This window comes from Streptomyces sp. NPDC001606, from assembly GCF_053596835.1.
This window is the reverse complement of the sequence record NZ_JBSFHC010000004.1, coordinates 152915-168093: the sequence shown is the minus strand read 5'-3', so window position 1 is coordinate 168093 and position 15179 is coordinate 152915. Positions and strand designations below refer to the sequence as shown.

Here is a 15179-nt window from a genome sequence, read left to right as displayed (position 1 = left end):
CAGGTTCCCACCGGACTGGAGACAGTCGGGCAGAGATCGGAGAGGGCCCGTGGCGGGTGTGCTCACCTGGATACGGCGGTGGTGGACAGGCGACGGCGCCTCCCGCCCCGGCACCGCTGTGCCGGAACCCGCTTCGCCGGAGGGCCAGGGCGGCTCCGCCGACCCGTCGGACCCTCCGGCCCCGGCTGCGGAGCCGGCCCCGGCGCCGGCGTCCTTCGAGCTGGCCTCGCCCCGGGACGTGCTCCCGGACCGGCCGCCGACCCTGAACGACCTGGCGCTGTTCCTGCTGCACTCGATCCTCGGCTCGACCCGCGCCCTGTTCAGGTTTCTCGCGGTGCTCGTGGTCATCGGCGCGGTGTTGGCATGGCGGGACGTGCCCGCCGACATCCACGCGCTGAGCCATCTGCTCGCCCCGGCCTCCGGTCCGGCCCTGCACGCGGTCCGGGCGAGCTGGCTATGGCTCGGCGGCGTCGGCGCGCTCGCCGTCGGCTACCGCCGAATACGCGCCCGGCGCGCGGGCCGTGCCCAGGAGCCGTCCGGCGGCACCGCGCCTAGTCCGGCGCCCGGAACCGCCGTACCTCCTCAGCCCGACCCGCCAGCTGCGGAAAGCGACGTACGGCAGCCGTAGCCCCCCGGTCCAGCAGGACTCCGGTGGCGGCCGCCGTGACCGTGCCCACCACCCCCCACACCCAGGGCCGCAGCTCCGGTGTCACCGGCAGGGAGAGGAGGACGCCCGCCAGTGTCCCGGTGCTGCCCGCGAGCACGAAGCCGAGGACGAGCAGGACGATCAGCGGTAACAGGGGTCTGCCGCGCTGCCGTTCGGCGTCACCGACGGCAAGCCGCGTCTCAGCGGATTCCCCCATCTCGCCCCCAGACAGCTGAATTGGACTCTGGCGGTGATGCGGATGCCCTCTCACTGCTGGGCCCAATCGAATCACAGCCACCCCCCGTCCCTCGTGTCCACCCCGTCCCCTGGCCGGAAGTCACCCCTCATACGGGTTCCATTCCGGTCCATTGGGGCTCTTCAGTGGTTGTACCGCATAACGCGCCCAGAAATGCCTGCCAGGCCGGCCCCCCGAAGGCGACGACATGGGTACGCGGACGATGGGATTCACGCACTCGGACTCCCCCGTCCGTCACCGCGACCTCCACGCATTGATACGGGTCGCACGCACTGCTTCGGTGCCAGTCGAGCCCGAGCAGACCACCCTCGCTCACCCCTGACTACCTCTCACCCCGCGGTCGGAAGACCGATCGGGCGAGGCCCCGCGCTGGACACCCCCGTGCCGGAAACCCCCCGTGTTTCCCACGTGCGACGGTCCGCACGCACCGTATCGCACGCGCGTGGACGCCCGCAGGAGGACGGCGGGAGTGGCCGGTGCGCGGCACGACCCGACCGCCGGTCACACACTCCTGCCCCACTTTTTCCCTGAAAGGGTAGGCTCTCCGAACCCGCTGCGCCAAGTTGCAATCAGGCCCTATTTCCTTGTGCCGTAAGGGACTTCGCGGTGGCGCGTCCCCAAGTGTGCATGCTGGGCCGGGCGTTGGCCCGCCGGGCGGATGCTGTGCGGCACGACGGGGGGGGTGCGGAGTGCTCAGCGGGCTGCGCGCGGCCTGGGGCGTGCCGGTGGACGGCGTTGCGGCCGGTGGCGGCGCGGTGGTCGGTGCGGTGCCGGGTGGCGTCGTGGCGGTCGGCGCGGGTGCGGGCGGGCGGCCCTGGAGCCGGGCGGCGCGCTCCCTGATCTCGGGCAGGCGGGCGGTCAGGGCGGCGCCGGGACAGCTGGTCATATAGCCGTCGTCGTGACCGGCCAGGGCGGGCAGGGTGGCGACGGTGCCGGCCGGATAGCGGCTGCCGCCGTTGCTGGAGACGAGCCGGACGCGCTCACGCGGGTCGACCCCGGCCGGGCCGAGCTTCCAGGCGGCGAGGGCGGCGATCGCCTCGGTCATGGCCCGGGGCACGGGGACCCCGGCGGTGAAGGTGCCGAGGGCGGCGATACCGGCGGTGCGGTGGTTGAAGCCCTGGGTGTGGGCGCCGGTGACGGGCCGGTCGACGCCGCCGGCGCGCCCTTCGTAGATGGTGCCGCAGCGGTCGACGAGGAAGTTGTAGCCGATGTCGTCCCAGCGCCGGGCGCCGGTCTGGCCGGCGTAGAGGTGCCGGATGATGCGGGGCGCGTCGGCGCAGCGGTAGCCGTTCGGCGAGTCGGTGTGGTGCACGAAGACGGCGATCACCTGGTCGTCGTAGCGCGGCGGCGGCTGTCGGTGCGCCGCGGTGGGGCCGGTCAGCCAGACGGAGCGGGGCACGATGGCCGGCCGGGCGACCCGCCGCAGGTTCTGCGGCCGGCCCGCGGCGGGCGGGTCCAGGCGGACGGCGACGGGGCGGTCGGCGCCGCGCGCGCACAGCACCAGTGCCAGCACGGCGAGCACTCCGGGCAGACAGCCCAGCAGCACCAGGACGGCACCGGGTATCCGGCCGGCTCGCGGCGATCTTCTCAGGACACGCATGGTCCCACTCTCGGACCGGAGCGCCCCGCCCGCGATGTGCGCTGTGCCACCTGGTGGAACCATCGTCCTGGTACAGGACGTTTTCGGTGATACAGGCACAGGGACAGAGAAAGGCGGCTCCGTGGACCTGCTCGACCTGCTGCTCGTGCTGGTGGTCCTGCTCTACGCGGCCTCCGGTTACCGGCGCGGACTGGTGGCCGGCTGTGTCTCGCTGGCCGGGTTCGTCGGCGGCGCGGCCGTCGGCGTGTGGCTGCTGCCCTGGGTGACCGGCCTGGTGGCGCGGGGGACGCCGCAGGCGACGGTGGTCGCGGTGCTGACGGTGCTGGGGCCGGCGGTGCTGGGGCACGAGCTGGCGAGCCGGCTGGCGCTGCGGCTGCGCGGGGAGCTGGACCGGGGACCGGGTGCGCTGCGGGTCGCGGACGGCGTCGGGGGCGCGGCGGCGAACGCGGCGGCGGTGCTGATCGTGGCCTGGGTGGCGGCGAGCGTGCTGGCCGCGGCTCCCTCGCAGACGCTGACGACGCAGATCCGGAACTCGACGCTGCTCGGCGCGGTGCAGCGGACGATGCCGGACACCACCCCCGCGTGGTTCTCCCGGGCCACCTCCGCGCTGACGGAGGCGGGCTTCCCGCAGGTCTTCAACCCGTTCGAGAACGAGTCGACGGCCCAGGTGCCCCGGCCCACCGGGGACAGCGTCACCCCGGCCGCGGCGAACGCCGCCAAGGCGAGCACGGTGAAGATCGAGGGCGCGGCGGGCAACGAGGGCCGGGAGGGCAGCGGTTTCGTGTACGCGGCGCGGCATGTGATGACCAACGCGCACGTGGTGGCGGGCATCGACCGGCCGAGCGTGCGGATCGGCGGGGTGGGGCCCTCGTATCCGGCCCGGGTGGTGCTCTTCGACCCGGACCGGGACGTGGCGGTGCTGTACGTGCCCCGGCTGCGCGCCCCGGTGCTGCGCTTCGACGGCGGCGCGGGGCGCGGGGCCTCGGCGGTGGTGGCCGGCTATCCGCAGGACGGCGGGCTGAACCTCCAGGCGGCGACCGTGGCGGGCCGGCTGCGGGCGAACGGCCAGAACATCTACAACGACCGCGTGGTCACCCGGGAGATCTACGCGGTCCGCTCGACGGTCCGGCCGGGCAACTCCGGCGGCCCGCTGCTCACCCCGGGCGGCAAGGTCTTCGGGGTGGTCTTCGCCCGCTCCACCTCGGACGCCGAGACCGGGTACGCCCTGACGGCGGCCGAGGTCGCGGGCGACGCCGACCGCGCGGCGACGGCGACGGCCCCGGTGGACACGGGCGCCCTGGTCGACTCCTAGCACTCACGCCGTACGGCTCGTACGGCACGGCTCACCGGGCGCGGCTCACAGGCTGCGGCCCATGAACACGTCGTCCACGTACGTCCCGTCTATGAGGAACTCCTCCGGCAGTACGCCCTCCACGGCGAATCCCTCGGACGCGTAGAGCCGTCGCGCCGGGGTGTTGTGCCCGAGCACGCGCAGGGTCAGCCGGCGTGCGCCGCGCCTGCGCGCTTCCTCGGCGGCGGCCCGCAGGAGTGCGCGGGCGAGCCCCAGCCCGCGCGCCTCCGGTGCGACGGCGAGGCCCTGGATCTGGAGGACGTGCGCGTTGACGGCGAGCGGGGTCGGCCGGCCGAGCCGGATGTAGCCGGCGACGCGCCCCTCCAGCTCGGCGACCAGATGGTCGCGCGGGTCGTGCCGCTCGTCGAAGAAGGGCTGGTACGGCGGCTTCGGCTCGGGGGAGACCGCGTGCAGGGTGGACCAGGTGATCCGGTCGAGGAGCGCCAGCTGCTCCTCGTCGGCAAGCACGGCGGGACGGAGGGACGGTCGGGGCATGGCGCTCACCCTACGGCGCGCCGCGCGGGGCTCCCAAGGGGTTTCCATGCCCGGAAAAAGGCGGTCGACCGGATGCGACCTGGCGAGGCCAGCGCGGCAGCGGAGAACCGGCGTGACCACATGCGACCTCTATGCGACCGTGCCCTGTCGATGCGCGACTGCCGTTGACCGGTCGGCACCCTACCCTCGACCCGAACTCGGGTATCCCCGGAGCCTGTTGGGGGCATGACGTCTCCACCGGCCGCGCAACCACAGGAGGGGCCTCGTGCTTGAGCCCGCGTACCAGGTGGACGTCGTCATCGTCGGAGCCGGAATCGCCGGACTCTCGGCGGCTCATCGGCTGACCAGTGCAGGAGTCACCACCGCGGTCCTGGAGGCCGCCCCGTACGTCGGCGGCCGTATGTCGACCGAGAAGGTCGACGGCTTCCGGCTGGACCGCATGGGACAGCTGCTGTCCACGTCCTACCCCGAACTCCGCCTCACCCCCGGCCTCGACGCCCTCACCCTGCGCCGCTTCGCGCCGGGCGTCCTGCTGCACCGCGACGGCCGCCGGCACCGCGCGGGCGCGCCGGCGAGCACGGGGAGCGCAAGGGGCGCACTCCATGTGGTGCGCGCCTTCGCCAGCGCCCCCCGGGGCACGGCGGCCGCGCCCGGCCGGGCCGGCGCCCCGGTGAGCGCGGTCGACCAGGCCCGGCTCGGCGCCGCGCTGGGCCGGATCGCCGCGACCCCCGTCGAGCGCCTCCTGGCGCGCCCCGAGATGCCCGCCGCGCAGGCCCTGGCCACGCGCGGGGTGCCGGCGCGCACCATCGAGGGCTTTCTGCGGCCGCTGCTCGCCGCGCTGCTGTGCGACCCGGAGCTGAGCACATCCAGCAGGTGCGCCGATCTGGCGCTGCGCGCCTTCGCGAGCGGCCGGCTGGCGGTGCCGGAGGGCGGTGCGGAGATGCTGCCGGAGCTGCTGGCCGGGGCCCTGCCGCCGGGCACGGTGCACACCGGGGTGCGGGTCACCTCGGTCTCCACGACCGCGGTGACGACCGCGGAGCACGGCGAGATCCGCTGCCGGGCGGTGCTGCTCGCGACCGACGCACGGGCCGCGGCGGAGCTGCTGCCGGGGCTGCGGGTGCCGGAGTTCCACGCGGTCACGGTGGTCCACCACACCACCGACGACCCCGGGCCGGCGTTCTCCGTCGGCACCTCGCTGCTGCTGGACGCGGACCGGGGCGGGCCGGTGGCGCACACGGCGGTGCTGAGCACGGTGGACCCGAGCCGGGCGCCGGCCGGCCGGGTGCTGATCTCCTCGACCGTCCTCGGCCCGCCGCCCGAGGGCGTGGAGACGGCCGTACGGATGCACCTCGCCCGGCTCTACGGCACCTCCACGCGCCGCTGGGAGACGCTGGCCGTGCACCACACCCCGGAGGCGGTCCCGGCGATGCGCCCGCCGCACGATCCGCGCCGCCCGGTACGGCTGCTGGCCGGCCTGTACGTGTGCGGCGACCACCGCGACACCAGCACGGTCCAGGGCGCCCTGCACTCCGCCCACCGCGCCGCGGCCGCGATCCTGACGGACCTGGGCGCGGCGGGCTCGATGCACAGCGCGGACCCGGCCCCCGTGCTGCCCAAGGCGGCGTAGCCCCGGAGGAGGGGGTGGCCTATCCGAGCGCCGCCACCCTCTCCCGGTAGCCCCGCACGGGTGCCGCGTCCTTGTACGGCTCCAGCCGACGCTCGAAGTCCCGTACGTACTCCACGGCGCGAGCGCTCCGCATCTCCGCCGCCTGCCCCGCCGCCTCCGCCGCCAGCGCGCACGCCTGGTCGAGCTCGCCGAGGCCGAGGCGGGCGGTGGCGAGGACGACCCGGCAGAAGAGGCGGCTGCGGGCGAAGGAGGGGGCCCGCAGCTGGAGGGAGCGTTCGGCGTGCTGGGCGGCGGCCCGGAACTGCTGCAGATCGCGGTGGCAGTGCCCGAACTCGTCGGCCAGCTGGGCCTCGTCGAAGAACCTCGCCCAGTACGGCACGTCGTCCCCGGGCCGGGCCGCCTCCAGCGCGCGCTCGGCCCGCACCAGCGCGGCCGTGCACGCCCGCACCTCGCCCAGCACCGCGTGCGCCCGCGCCTCCGCCGAGTGCAGCAGCGCCTGGACGACCGGCGGGGCGCCGGTGCCGACGCCCTGCTGGGCGACCCGGGCGAGCTGGACGGCCTCCCGGCCGTGCCCGAGGTAGACCGCCTGGCGGCTCATGGTGACCAGCACGAAGGAGCCGTACGACCGGTCGCCGGCGGCCTGGGCCAGCCGCAGGGCCTGCACGAAGTACCGCTGGGCGAGCCCGTGCGCGGCGATGTCGTACGACGTCCAGCCCGCGAGCCGGGTCAGATCGGCGGCGGCGCCGAACAGCCGGCGGCCGGTCTGCTCGTCGTAGGTGCCGCGGAGCATCGGCTCGCACTCGTGCTCCAGATAGCGCACCAGGGCCTGCCGGGCGTGGCCGCCGCCGAACCGGTCGTCGAGGGTGCGGAACAGCTCGCCGACCGAGCGCAGCGCGGCGATGTCGCCGCCGGTGACCTTGTGCCCGGGGGCGCGTTCGGCGTGCCCGCGCGTCCGGGGCGGTGCGAGCGGCTGGGGCCGCACCACCCCCGGGCGGCCCTGCGGGGGCACCCGGGGCGCCGGCTCCCGGGCCACCTTGTCGTCGGGCTTGCCGATCAGCCAGTCCCGGCTGGGCACGACGAGCCCGGCCGGGGTGAAGGCGATCTTGCGCAGTTCGGCGTGGCTGCCGGAGTCCTTGCGCCACAGCCCGCTGACGATGTCGACGGCCTCCTCCGGCGAGGCGGCGAACTCCAGCCCGGCGTAGACCGGCGCACAGGCGTCCAGGCCGAGGTCCTGGGCGGTGAGCCGGCGCCCGAGCCGGCGGGTGAACACCTCGGCGATCAGCGCCGGGGTGGTGCCCCGCGGCTGCTGCCCGCGCAGCCAGCGGGTGACCGAGGTCTTGTCGTATCTGAGATCCAGCCCGTGTTCCAGACCCAGCTGGTCGACGCGACGGGCCAGACCCGCGTTGGAGAACCCAGCTTCTGCGATGAGCGCGGCGAGCTGGCGGTTGGGGGTGCGCTGCGCGGGTCGGTCCGTCATCTGCGGTGCGGTCTCCTGCCTTCCGGTCATCTGAAGTGCCCGGTTTGCCTCTGAGCAGCCCTTATGGCCTCACGAACGGCGCGAATGTAGCGGTAAGTGAACAGGCAGTCGCATAATTCGCCCCCCATTCATCCGATCGTGTGAGGAACGCCCTCCCGGCTGACGTACTCCGGACGGACGTACAGTGGCGTGAGCGCAGAACATGCCTGACAACCGTCGCCGAGGGAGGCGCTTGCCGTGAGTGAGTTGCGGTTCGTCCGCATGGGGTTCGGTGCGGACCTCGTGGACTACCAGGTGGCCTGGGACGAGCAGCGCCGGGTGCACGCGGCGCGGTTCGCCGACGAGGTGCCCGACACCGTGATCCTCCTGGAGCACCCCCCGGTCTACACGGCGGGCCGCCGCACCGAGGCCAGCGAGCGCCCGCTGGACGGCACCCCGGTCATCGACGTGGACCGCGGCGGCAAGATCACCTGGCACGGCCCGGGCCAGCTGGTCGGCTACCCGATCCAGAAGCTGCCGCGCCCGGTGGACGTGGTCGCGCACCTGCGCCGCCTGGAAGAGGCGATGATCCGGGTGTGCGCCGAGTTCGGCATCGAGACCTCCCGGGTCGAGGGCCGCGCCGGGGTCTGGGTCCTCGGCGACCCGATCGAGCAGCGCCCCGCGCTCGGAGGCCTGACGCTCGACTTCGCGCCGCGCGCCGACGACGACGAGTTCGACCACCGCCTGGTCGGCCCCGAGTACGCGCCCTCGCGCGCGGGCCGCCGGCACGAGGACCGCAAGATCTGCTCCATGGGCATCCGGGTCGCCAAGGGCGTCACGATGCACGGCTTCGCCCTGAACGTGAACCCGGACACGGCCAACTTCGACAAGATCATCCCCTGCGGCATCCGCGACGCGGGCGTCACCTCCCTCTCCCACGAACTCGGCCGCGAGGTCACCATCGAGGAGGTGCTGCCGGTCGTCGAGAAGCACCTCCAGGACGTCCTCGGCAACGCGGACCTGAAGCCGCGGGTGATCGAGCAGGCGTCCGCCTGACCGGCCCAGGCCGGAACCGACTCGGGGCCACCAAATCCACGGGCGTACCCTTGGGAACGCCGAAGAATCAATCGCTAGGGAGCCGACGTGTCCGCAGTCTCACCCGACGGACGCAAGATGCTGCGCCTGGAGGTCCGCAACAGCCAGACCCCCATCGAGCGCAAGCCCGAGTGGATCAAGACCCGGGCGAAAATGGGCCCCGAGTACACGAAGATGCAGAACCTCGTGAAGAGCGAGGGCCTGCACACGGTCTGCCAGGAAGCCGGCTGCCCGAACATCTACGAGTGCTGGGAGGACCGCGAGGCGACCTTCCTCATCGGCGGCGACCAGTGCACCCGGCGCTGTGACTTCTGCCAGATCGACACCGGCAAGCCCGAGGCGCTGGACCGCGACGAGCCGCGCCGCGTGGGTGAGTCCGTGGTCACCATGGACCTGAACTACGCCACCATCACCGGCGTCGCCCGCGACGACCTGGAGGACGGCGGCGCCTGGCTGTACGCGGAGACCGTGCGCCAGATCCACCAGCAGACGGCACAGCGCGAGGGCGGCCGGACCAAGGTCGAGCTGCTGGCCCCCGACTTCAACGCCGTCCCGGAGCAGCTGGCCGAGGTCTTCGCCTCCCGCCCCGAGGTCTTCGCGCACAACGTCGAGACGGTCCCGCGGATCTTCAAGCGGATCCGCCCCGGCTTCCGTTACGAGCGTTCCCTGAAGGTCATCACCGAGGCCCGCGACTTCGGCCTGGTCACCAAGTCCAACCTGATCCTCGGCATGGGCGAGACCCGGGAAGAGGTCAGCGAGGCGCTCAAGCAGCTGCACGACGCCGGCTGTGAGCTGGTCACCATCACCCAGTACCTGCGGCCCTCCGTGCGGCACCACCCGGTGGAGCGCTGGGTGAAGCCGGAGGAGTTCGTGGAGCTGAAGGAGGAGGCCGAGCAGATCGGCTTCTCCGGGGTGATGTCCGGCCCGCTGGTGCGGTCCTCCTACCGGGCCGGGCGGCTCTACCAGATGGCCGTGGAGAAGCGCGGCACGTACGTCGCCGCCCAGGCGGTCTGAGCCACCCCCGACAGCGCGTGTGAATTCACGCATACGGCATGACCGGCCAGTAATGGCCGACTCGACGCGGTCCCGCGCGTCCTCGCTGATGAGGGCGCGTTCCGGGGCCGCGTCCGCGTTTCCGGTCCGCGCATCAGGTCTTCATGGGTGTTTGACCGGTCGGACATGCACTGGTAACACCGATCAGTGAGCATGGCATCACACCCCGTAGAACCTACTGAGGGGGGACCCCGATCATGCAGGCCGCGCCCGTACGCGCCACCGCCATCCCGTCCTTCACCGCCGCCCTGCGGGCCGTGGAGTCGCTGCTGATGAGCGGCGGCCAGCGCACCGCCCGCCGTAACGCCTGGACGTCCGTGCTGGAGGACCGCCGCCGGGCCAAGGACCGGGTCGAGGCCCAGCGGGTCCTGGACCGGGCCGCCACCCTGCCCTGACGTCCGCCGTCGCAGGGCGCCGCCGGGCACTGCCGTCGTCGGCGCTCCCGGCGCCACGTAGACTTCGTGGCATGGCGAGGAAGGAACCCGCGGCGGACGCCGCGAACGCAGGGCGACTGAAGCAGATCGCTCTCACGTACAAGATGACCCGCAAGGCCGACACCAAGATCGGTCTTGTACTCGCGGCCGTCGGCATCGGCACCCTCGGTGTCTTCCTCGCGATCGGCTTTTTGATCGGTCACCCGGTCTACCTGGGCATCTTCGGCCTGCTGGTCGCGGTGCTGGCGACGGCGATCGTGTTCGGCCGCCGTGCCGAGCGGGCCGCCTTCGGTCAGATGGAGGGCCAGCCGGGCGCCGCCGCGGCCGTGCTGGACAACATCGGCCGGGGCTGGACGACGACTCCGGCGGTCGCGATGAACCGCAGCCAGGACGTGGTGCACCGGGCGGTCGGCAAGGCCGGCATCGTGCTGGTCGCCGAGGGCAACCCCAACCGGGTGAAGAGCCTGCTGGCCGCCGAGAAGAAGAAGATGAACCGCATCGTCGCCGATGTGCCGGTGCACGACATCATCGTGGGCAACGGCGAGGGACAGGTCGAGCTGAAGAAGCTGCGGACCACCATGCTGAAGCTGCCGCGGGTGCTGGCCGGTCCCCAGGTGACGGCCACGAACGACCGGCTGCGGGCCATGGGTGACCTGATGAGCAACATGCCGCTGCCCAAGGGGCCCATGCCCAAGGGGATGCGGATGCCCAAGGGCGGGCAGCGGGGGCGGTAGCCCCTAGGAGCAGCGGAACTGCGGGCCGTACGTGCCCCGTCCGTGGTGGAGGGGGATCTCCATCAGCTCCACGGCCGGGGCCTCCATCGCGCGCATCGAGCGGATCGCCGCGCCCAGGCTGCGGGAGCCGCCGCCGGACCAGGCGTCCTCCAGGGCCGCGAGCACATCGGTGTAGGTGCCGTCGAACCGGTCCAGGAGGCGTTGCACCTGCTCCGGCGGGTCGGGCCAGCCGCCGGCCGGGACCCGGGCCATCGGGCGGGCCTCCGGAAACGGCACGGGGGCGCCGGTGAAGTGCCAGCCGTGCTCGGTACGGCGCAGCTGGCGGCCGTGGTAGATCTCGGCGAAGGCGTAGTAGTGGGCCGGGTGGTCGTCCTGGTAGGCGTCGGCCGGTGAGCCGGCGGTGCCCTCGCCCTGCTCCTTGATGATCTCGATGGCCTGTTCCACGTCGTCCAGGTTCGCCACCGGCTTCAGCTCGTCGGCGCCGATCCGGCTGGACAGCTGGCCCTCGGCCGACAGCTCCGGCGCGGTGCGCCGGAACGCCTCCAGCAGACCGCCGTAGAAGTCGCCGATGCCCGGCGAGAGTTCCCTCTTCCGGGCGAGCGGCTCGTCGGGCGCCTCGATCGCCATCATCACGTCGTGCACGAAGGACCGGGTCAGCCCCGACAGGTACACGTTCACCCCGGCGCGTACGCCGCCGGGCAGCGGACCGGGGTAGACGGGTGCCGCGCGCTTGAGGCGGGGGCGGCCGCCGACCGCCGCGAGCAGGTTGCAGACCACGCCCAGGTGGTACATCTCGTCGCCGACGATCCGCTGGATCAGCCGCGCGGCCTCGCAGCCGCGGTCCGTGACGGACCACCACGCGCACAGGTAGGGCGGGATCGTGGAGAGTTCGATCTCCGCGGCGACCTGGAGCGCCGCCCGCAGCCAGCCGACCCCGCGGCCGCCACCGGGAACGGCCAGCAGCCGCGCCACCGGGCCGGGGAACGGGTCGTCCGCCGGCGGTTCCACGGCCTCGGCAGAGGCCGCCGGCGGTTCCCCAGCCTCGGCCGGGGCGGCCGCCGTGACCGGCGCCGCGGCGGCCAGCGCGGCCGTCGCCAGGAAGCTCCTGCGTCCGAACGGGGCGATCTCCGGCCCGTCCGCGTCGTCCGTCGTACCCGTCACCGCTGCCTCCGCTCGTGGCCTGGGACCCTCCGACAGCTCGCGAAGCTAGCAGCCGGTGCCGCCGTTGCCGGGGCATCAGGGCGCCGGTGGGGCCGTACTCCCCCGGACACGCCGCCGAACGGAGCATCCGGCCGGTTATCGGCTCATCCACTCCTAGCCTTCGGAATGTGACAAAACGCCATATCGCATACGTTTCGTGCGCCACCGCGCTGTGCAGCGCGCTCCTGGCCGCCGCCCCCGCCTCCGCCGCCCATCGCACCCTCGTGGTGCGTCCGGGTGAGTCGATCCAGAAAGCGGTGAACGCCGCCCAGCCCGGCGACACGGTGCTCGTGCTCGCCGGCACCTACCGCGAGAGCGTGAAGCTGACCACGCCCGGCCTGACGCTGCGCGGCATGGGCTCGCGCACCGTGCTCCAGCCCGCCGCGCAGAAGACCACGGGCTCCCGCATGGCGGAGAAGTCCTGTGCGGAGCAGGGCAACGGCATCTGTGTCGTCGGGGCCAAGAACCAGCCGGTCCAGGACGTCACCGTCGCCCACCTGACCGTGCGCGGGTTCTCCCGGATCGGTGTCATGGCCGTGGGCGCGGACCATCTGACCGTGCGCGGGGTGACCTCCGAGAAGAACGGCCAGTGGGGCATCGCCGAGGAGCGCTCCACCCGCAGCGTCTACCGGGACGACATCGCCCGCGACAACGGCGACGCCGGCCTGTTCCTCGCCAACACCGTGAAGGACGAGGCGGGCGCCACCGACACCCGGGGCACGGTGATCGAGCGGAACCTGCTGGAGGGCAACCGGATCGGCGTCACCGTGCGCCGGCTGCGCAATCTCACCGTCGCGGACAACTCCGTCACCGGCAACTGCGCGGGCGTGTTCGTCGTCGGCGACGAGAACAAGCCGAAGGCGGGCGCGCTGACCGTCAGCGACAACCGGATCGAGAAGAACAACAAGTACTGCGAGAAGACCGCCCGGCTGGCCTTCCTCCAGGGCTCCGGCATCGTCCTGACCGGCGCCGAGGACACCGAGGTGACCCGGAACCTGGTCACCGGCAACTCCGGCAAATCCCCGCTGTCGGGCGGCATCGTGCTGTTCAAGAGCTTCGTGGGCGTGACCAGCGAGCGGAACCGGATCAGCGGCAACACGCTGGCGGAGAACGGCCCCGCGGACCTCGTCAACCAGGAAGCCACCAAGAGCGGCAACACCTTCCAGAGCAACTCCTGCCGGACCTCGAAGCCCGCCGGTCTGTGCTGAGCGCACGGCCGTACCACCCCCACCCAAGGAAGGAGGGCGGCGCATGACCGCACCATCCCGCGAGTTCCAGGCCCCCGCGGTGCAGGAGGCCGCTTCCGCCCCGCCGCCGTCGATGCGGCTGCGGGAGCTGGTGTTCGGCGCGGCGTGCGCCGCCGCCGTCCGGGCGGCCGCCCGGCTGGGCGTCCCGGACGCCCTCGGGGACGCCCCCATGACCGTGGAGGGCCTGGCGGCCGCGGTGCACACCGAGCCGAAGCCGCTGCGCCGGCTGCTGCGCGCCCTGTCCTGCTACGGCGTCTTCGCCGAGCGGCCCGACGGGACGTTCGCGCACACCGAGATGTCCCGGCTGCTGCGCACGGACGACCCGCACAGCCTGCGGGACATCGCCCTGTGGTGCACCGAGCCGTGGACCTGGGACGCCTGGCCGAAGCTGGACGAGGCGGTGCGCTCCGGCCGGAACGTCGTGGAGGGCCTGTACGGCAAGGAGTTCTTCGTCTATCTGAACGAGGACGCCCCCGAGTCCGCGGACGTCTTCAACCGCGCGATGACCACGTCCAGCGAGCAGTCGGCCCGCGATGTCGCCGCCCTGCTGGACCTGTCGGGCGCCACGTCGGTCGCGGACCTCGGCGGCGGCCAGGGGCACGTGGTGGCCAGCCTGCTCGACAAGTACCCGGCGATGCGGGGCTATCTGCTGGATCTGCCCCGGGTGGTGGAGAACGCCGTACCGCGGCTGCGCCCGGGCGGGGACCTCGCGGACCGGGCGGAGATCGTGCCCGGTGACGTCCGGGTGTCCGTGCCGGTCGAGGCCGACGTCTACATCATCAAGAACATCCTGGAGTGGGACGACGGGTCCACCGCGCGGCTGCTGGCCAACGTGGTGGAGCGGGGCGGTCCGGGCACCCGGGTCGTGGTGATCGAGAACCTGGTGGACGACACCCCGTCGATGCGGTTCAGCACCGCCATGGACCTGCTGCTGCTGCTGAACGTGGGCGGGGCCAAGCACACCACCGCCAGCATGGTGGAGCGGCTGACGGCCGGGGGGCTGACCGTCGGCGACATCCGGCCGGTCAACCCGTATCTGCACGCGTTCGACTGCACGGTCTCCGGGTGAGCCGGCTCCCCCGGAACGCCACTGGTGCCGGGTCCGCGTACGACGCGGGCCCGGCACCGGTGTCCGGAGGGCGGGTTCAGCTACGGGCGTCGCGCTCCCAGAGGTAGAAGCGCTGCGCCATGGCGTCCTTCGGGGACCGCCAGGTCTCCGGGTCGTAGGCGCTGACGTACGCCGAGAGCCGCTCGCTGACGTCCTTGAACTCGGGGTGCGAGGTGACCTTGGCGATGGCCGGGCCGGGCTCGCGCTCGGACTCGATGAGGTGCATGTACACATCGCCGAACTGGAAGAGGCTGCGCCGCACCACACCGACGAGGTGCGGCAGCTCGCCCCGGTCGGACTCGGCGAACACCTTGGCGATGTCGGGGGCGGAGCCCGGGGCCATCCGGGCGACGATCAGGGCCTGGTGCACGGTTGTCTCCTCGTCGTCCGGGCTCAGTCGGTGGCCAGGGCGGGGGCGGGCCGGTGACCGGCGGCCGCCTTCTCGATCTTGTCCCGGATCAGGGCCATCTGGATCTTGGAGTTCCGGTTGATGTTGTCGGTCATCCAGTCGTCGTCGACCGGCGCCTCCGGCTTCATCTGGAAGTCCTGGGTCCACACCATGCGGGTGCCGGCCGGTACCTCCTCGTACTTCCAGTGGATGTTCATGTAGGCGAAGGGGCCGGTCTCGACCCGGCGGGCCCGCACCTCCAGGCGCGGACGGTCCGTCTCCCGCTCCGAGACCCAGCTCCACACCGTGCCGTTCTCGTCGGGGTGCATGGTGAGCCGGAAGGTGGTCTTGTTCCCCTCCTGGGAGAGGATCTCGGCGCTGGCGTACTCGGTGAAGAGGTTCGGCCAGTTCGCCACGTCGTTGGTCATGTCCCACACCAGGTCCAGGGGTGCGGCGACGGTGATCTCGTTCTGGGTGTGTCCGGCCATG

The 15179-nt window shown here is 72.9% G+C and carries 16 protein-coding genes and 1 pseudogene; 9 read left to right on the top strand and 8 right to left on the bottom strand.

All coding sequences use genetic code 11. The features are described from left to right. Positions 1-49: 49 nt before the first annotated feature. Positions 50-628: a hypothetical protein gene (locus ACWCV9_RS10515; protein WP_450785475.1), complete on the top strand. Its 579-nt coding sequence runs from the start codon at positions 50-52 to the stop codon at positions 626-628. On the opposite strand, the gene ACWCV9_RS10510 is transcribed toward ACWCV9_RS10515, so the two are convergent. The 3 genes and pseudogenes from ACWCV9_RS10510 to ACWCV9_RS10500 all read right to left on the bottom strand — a co-directional run. Then, positions 552-863, bottom strand: a complete 312-nt coding sequence (locus tag ACWCV9_RS10510) for a hypothetical protein (protein WP_450785474.1) — start codon at positions 861-863, stop codon at positions 552-554. The genes ACWCV9_RS10515 and ACWCV9_RS10510 overlap by 77 nt on opposite strands. 127 nt (positions 864-990) lie before the next feature. Beyond that, positions 991-1218: a DUF397 domain-containing protein gene (locus ACWCV9_RS10505; protein WP_450785472.1), complete on the bottom strand. Its 228-nt coding sequence runs from the start codon at positions 1216-1218 to the stop codon at positions 991-993. A 492-nt stretch (positions 1219-1710) separates the two neighbouring features. Beyond that, positions 1711-2502, bottom strand: a pseudogene (locus ACWCV9_RS10500) (peptidoglycan recognition protein family protein); the annotation flags it as partial. A 121-nt stretch (positions 2503-2623) separates the two neighbouring features. Between ACWCV9_RS10500 and ACWCV9_RS10495 the strand changes: the two are divergent. Continuing rightward, positions 2624-3814, top strand: coding sequence for a MarP family serine protease (locus tag ACWCV9_RS10495; protein WP_450785470.1), 1191 nt, complete (start codon positions 2624-2626; stop codon positions 3812-3814). Positions 3815-3859: 45 nt separating this feature from the next. Here the strand turns inward: ACWCV9_RS10495 and ACWCV9_RS10490 are convergent, their stop codons facing one another. Beyond that, positions 3860-4348, bottom strand: a complete 489-nt coding sequence (locus ACWCV9_RS10490) for an N-acetyltransferase family protein (protein WP_450785469.1) — start codon at positions 4346-4348, stop codon at positions 3860-3862. Between the two features lie 265 nt (positions 4349-4613). Between ACWCV9_RS10490 and ACWCV9_RS10485 the strand changes: the two genes are divergently transcribed. Further along, on the top strand, positions 4614-5975 hold the full coding sequence (locus ACWCV9_RS10485) for an NAD(P)/FAD-dependent oxidoreductase (RefSeq protein ID WP_385844097.1): 1362 nt from the start codon (positions 4614-4616) through the stop codon (positions 5973-5975). A 19-nt stretch (positions 5976-5994) separates the two neighbouring features. Here ACWCV9_RS10485 and ACWCV9_RS10480 read toward each other — a convergent pair whose 3' ends face one another. Then, complete coding sequence (locus tag ACWCV9_RS10480) at positions 5995-7452, bottom strand: regulator (protein ID WP_450785467.1); 1458 nt, start codon at positions 7450-7452, stop codon at positions 5995-5997. A gap of 237 nt (positions 7453-7689) precedes the next feature. On the opposite strand from ACWCV9_RS10480, the gene lipB reads away from it, so the two are divergent. From lipB to ACWCV9_RS10460, 4 genes are all read left to right on the top strand, one after another. Further along, positions 7690-8487 (top strand): lipoyl(octanoyl) transferase LipB, encoded by a 798-nt coding sequence (gene lipB / locus ACWCV9_RS10475; RefSeq protein ID WP_450785465.1) that lies wholly within the window; start codon positions 7690-7692, stop codon positions 8485-8487. An 87-nt stretch (positions 8488-8574) separates the two neighbouring features. Next, complete coding sequence (gene lipA / locus ACWCV9_RS10470; RefSeq protein ID WP_450785463.1) at positions 8575-9540, top strand: lipoyl synthase; 966 nt, start codon at positions 8575-8577, stop codon at positions 9538-9540. Positions 9541-9776: 236 nt separating this feature from the next. Next, complete coding sequence (locus ACWCV9_RS10465) at positions 9777-9974, top strand: SCO2195 family GlnR-regulated protein (RefSeq protein WP_450785461.1); 198 nt, start codon at positions 9777-9779, stop codon at positions 9972-9974. Positions 9975-10045: 71 nt separating this feature from the next. After that, positions 10046-10747: a DUF4191 domain-containing protein gene (locus ACWCV9_RS10460; RefSeq protein ID WP_385844102.1), complete on the top strand. Its 702-nt coding sequence runs from the start codon at positions 10046-10048 to the stop codon at positions 10745-10747. Between the two features lie 3 nt (positions 10748-10750). Here the strand turns inward: ACWCV9_RS10460 and ACWCV9_RS10455 are convergent, their stop codons facing one another. Continuing rightward, entirely contained in the window at positions 10751-11908 is a 1158-nt protein-coding gene (locus tag ACWCV9_RS10455; RefSeq protein WP_450785459.1) for a ferritin-like domain-containing protein, read from the bottom strand. Positions 11909-12075: 167 nt separating this feature from the next. On the opposite strand from ACWCV9_RS10455, the gene ACWCV9_RS10450 reads away from it, so the two are divergent. Then, positions 12076-13155: a right-handed parallel beta-helix repeat-containing protein gene (locus ACWCV9_RS10450; protein WP_450785458.1), complete on the top strand. Its 1080-nt coding sequence runs from the start codon at positions 12076-12078 to the stop codon at positions 13153-13155. A gap of 43 nt (positions 13156-13198) precedes the next feature. Further along, positions 13199-14263, top strand: a complete 1065-nt coding sequence (locus ACWCV9_RS10445) for a methyltransferase (protein ID WP_450785456.1) — start codon at positions 13199-13201, stop codon at positions 14261-14263. Between the two features lie 76 nt (positions 14264-14339). Here ACWCV9_RS10445 and ACWCV9_RS10440 read toward each other — a convergent pair whose 3' ends face one another. Both ACWCV9_RS10440 and ACWCV9_RS10435 read right to left on the bottom strand, forming a co-directional pair. Beyond that, positions 14340-14672 carry a TcmI family type II polyketide cyclase gene (locus tag ACWCV9_RS10440; RefSeq protein ID WP_450785455.1) on the bottom strand — a complete coding sequence of 111 codons (333 nt, stop codon included), beginning with the start codon at positions 14670-14672 and terminating at the stop codon, positions 14340-14342. A 23-nt stretch (positions 14673-14695) separates the two neighbouring features. Next, the gene (locus ACWCV9_RS10435) at positions 14696-15178 is read right to left on the bottom strand and encodes an SRPBCC family protein (protein WP_385845063.1); all 483 of its coding nucleotides are present in this window, start codon (positions 15176-15178) and stop codon (positions 14696-14698) included. Position 15179: the final 1 nt, after the last annotated feature.